Origin of the sequence: uncultured Nevskia sp., assembly GCF_903885465.1 — a bacterium.
Classification (GTDB): domain Bacteria; phylum Pseudomonadota; class Gammaproteobacteria; order Nevskiales; family Nevskiaceae; genus Nevskia.
Genome location: NZ_CAISIQ010000410.1, coordinates 1 through 3,151 on the forward strand (window position 1 = coordinate 1; position 3,151 = coordinate 3,151).

Here is a 3,151-nt window from a genome sequence, read left to right on the forward strand (position 1 = left end):
AGCCAGCAATACCTCGTAGCCTCTCCGAATAACGGTGGACAGCCACAGGTGCTCGCGATGATGAAGAAATCGATTCCCGCAGCCAACCCTGATGCCTACGTCACCGCACTCTCCGGCTGGCAGCGCCACATGGTCGAGCAGCTGCGCGCCATCGTCGTCGCCAATGCCGGCCTCGATGAAGTGATCAAGTGGGGGCATCTGGTGTATCTGTCCAATGGCCCGGTACTACTGATCCGTGCCGAGGAACATCGCGTGCTGTTCGGCTTCTGGCGCGGACAGCGGTTACGCGAGATCGATTCGCGTCTGAAGCCGGGCGGCAAGTACGAGATGGCCACCATCGTGTTGCTTCAGAACGAGGAAGTCAGCAGCTACACGGCGAGCCGTCTCGTCGAAGCGGCGGTCTGGCTCAACAAGACCTTGGGCGACCCCACAGATATCTAGTCCGAACCAGCGCAGTCCGGATGCCGCGATGCGCCTACGCTGCCGAAGGCCGCCACTGATAGTCCAGTGACTCCTGCGCGAAGCGCACGAACCAGTCGATGGCATCCGGATTCATCATCGCGTCGCGGCTGGCGACCTTCTCTGGCGTCTGCCCCATCAGCAGTTTGCGCACTGGCACTTCCATCTTCTTGCCGGTCAGCGTGTAGGGGATGGCATCCACTTCATAGATGCGGTCCGGCACATGGCGCGGGCTGCAGTCGTTGCGCAGGCGATCCTTGATGGTGGCGATCAGGGTGTCGTCGAGCAGACAACCCGGCTTCAGGCACACGAACAGCGGCATGAACCAGTGGCCGCCGGGCAGGGCGCAGCAGACGATCAGGCTGTCGTCCACGGCATTGATCAATTCCACGGCGCGGTAGACCTCGGCGGTGCCGATGCGGACGCCGTTGCGGTTCAGGGTGGAGTCCGAGCGGCCGTGAATATACGAGCCGCCTTGCGCATTGATGCGGATGAAATCGCCGTGTCGCCAGACGCCGGGGAAGGTCTGGAAATAGGCCTCGCGGTAGCGCCGGCCGTCGGGGTCGTTCCAGAAGCGCAGCGGCATCGACGGGAATGGCTTGACGCAGACCAGTTCGCCCACGGTGTCGATCGCTTCGCTGCCGTCTTCGCGCCAGGCGCGCACGTCCATGCCGAGCATGCGGGTCTGGATTTCGCCGGCGCGTACCGGCAGGGTCGGGCTGGCGCCGACGAAGCCGCTGACGATCTCGGTGCCGCCGGATTGCGAGCTGACCCAGACATCGGGCTTCACCGCGCGATAGAACCAGGCGAAGGTTTCCGGCGTCGACGGTGCGCCGGACAGGGTGATCGCCTGCAAGGCCGACAGGTCGTGCGTCCGCCCCGGCTTCAGGTCGGCCTTTTCCATCATCTGCACGAAGGTCGGGCTGGCGCCGAAGTGCGTCGCGCGGGTTTCGGCTGCGATCTGCCAAAGCAGGTCCGGCGCCGGATGGAACGGACTGCCGTCATAGAGCACGGCGCTGGCGCCGGTCAGCAGCGAGGCGATGACCAGATTCCACATCATCCAGCCGGTGGTCGAGTGGAAGAACATCGTCGAGCCGGGCTTCAGATCGAGGTGAAAGCTCATCAGCTTCAGATGCTCGACCAGCACGCCGACATGGCTGTGCACGATCGCTTTCGGCAGGCCGGTGGTGCCCGAGGAGAACAGCACCCACAGCGGATGATCGTGCGCCACGCGCTCGTAGCGGAACGTCTGGCGCGGTACGTCGGGGTGGGCCAGCACATCGTTCCAGTCCAGCGCGCCATCGACCGGCGGGCTCGCCTTGTCCGGATACAGGTACGGCAGCCAGATGACCGTGCGCAGGCTGGGCAGGGCGGCGGCGATCTCGCGCGCTTCGCGGCTGCGGTCGTAGACCTTGCCGGCGAAGCGATAGCCATCGGCGACGAACAGCAGCTTCGGCTCGATCTGCCCGTAGCGATCGATCACCGTACGGGCACCGAACTCCGGCGACGCCGAGGACCAGACGGCGCCGATCGCGACGGTGGCCATCATCGCGATCGCCGTTTCCGGCACGTTCGGCAGGTAGGACGCCACGCGATCGCCAGGACGGATGCCGAGGGCGCGCAACTGAGTCGCCACGATGCGTACCTGCCGGCCGGTCTCGGCCCAGGTGTAGCTGCCGGGCTCGCGGGTTTCGCTGTGATGGTGGAAAGCGACGGCCTCGGCTGGCTGCACCGCTTCGTGGCGCAGCAGGTGCTCGGCGTAGTTGACGCTCGAGCCCTCGAACCATTTCGCGCCGGGCATCGTCAGGCGATCGACGACGCGCTGGTAAGGCGTGTCGGACTGGATATCGAAGTAGTCCCAGATCGCCGCCCAGAAGGCAGCCGTTTCGCGGGTGGACCAGTGCCACAGCGCATCGTGATCGGCGAGATCGATCTGGCGCTGATCGCGAAGCCAGCGCAGGAACTGGACGACGTTCGAGGTCGCGATCAGCTCGGCGTTGGGCGTCCACAGCGGTGTGCCTTCGCTGATCAAGGGGGCATCGAGGGCGGGCATGGCCTGGTTGATCAGTAGCCCGAAGACGGGAAAGCGTGCATCGGCGTACTCCGGTATGGCTGCATACCAATCTAGGTTCGTACTGCCAGTCAACCGCTACCCGCAGGGGTAGTCATCGCGCTTGCAGGGATGATCAGGTACGAGCCCTCGGCTCCGTCACAGCATAAAAAAAACCGACCTGCCGCAGATGCGGGAGGCCGGTTGATTCACAGCGGGATCCTGGAAATTTCTGTGCCCTGAAACCTTGAGTCGATGGCTGGCTGCGGAATCAGAACTGGTAGCCGACGCGGAAGGTGATTTCGTCCGCGAAGGCGGCCGTCGACAGCGCGTTGTTGTTCGGATTGCCGCCGGTGATGGAGCCGTTGATGTACGAGTAGAAGACATCGGCGGTGATCGAACCATTCGGCTTCCAGCGGATGCCCGGCTGCAGCAACAGGCCGCCGCGGACGTCGTAGAGACCGGCAAAGTCGATACGCCAGATCGCCTGCGGGAACGGCTGCTGGAAGGCAAACACCACGTAGTCCGAACCACCGTTGACGCCCGGGGCCGCCTGGTCGACCGAACCGCCGTAACCCTTCAGCGAACGGCCGAACAGATCGTCCTTGGTACGGTGCATGTACTGCAGCACCATGTAGGTCG

The 3,151-nt window shown here is 64.3% G+C and carries 2 protein-coding genes and 1 pseudogene; 1 reads left to right on the top strand and 2 read right to left on the bottom strand.

Annotated elements, in window-relative coordinates; all coding sequences use genetic code 11:
- The coding region (locus QZY06_RS15995; RefSeq protein WP_295686063.1) for a DUF1801 domain-containing protein at nucleotides 1-441 on the top strand (441 nt) is incomplete at its 5' end.
- A 34-nt stretch (nucleotides 442-475) separates the two neighbouring features.
- Here QZY06_RS15995 and QZY06_RS16000 read toward each other — a convergent pair.
- Complete coding sequence (locus QZY06_RS16000; RefSeq protein WP_295686064.1) at nucleotides 476-2,512, bottom strand: acetoacetate--CoA ligase; 2,037 nt, start codon at nucleotides 2,510-2,512, stop codon at nucleotides 476-478.
- A 268-nt stretch (nucleotides 2,513-2,780) separates the two neighbouring features.
- A pseudogene (locus QZY06_RS16005) lies at nucleotides 2,781-3,151 on the bottom strand (hypothetical protein); the annotation flags it as partial.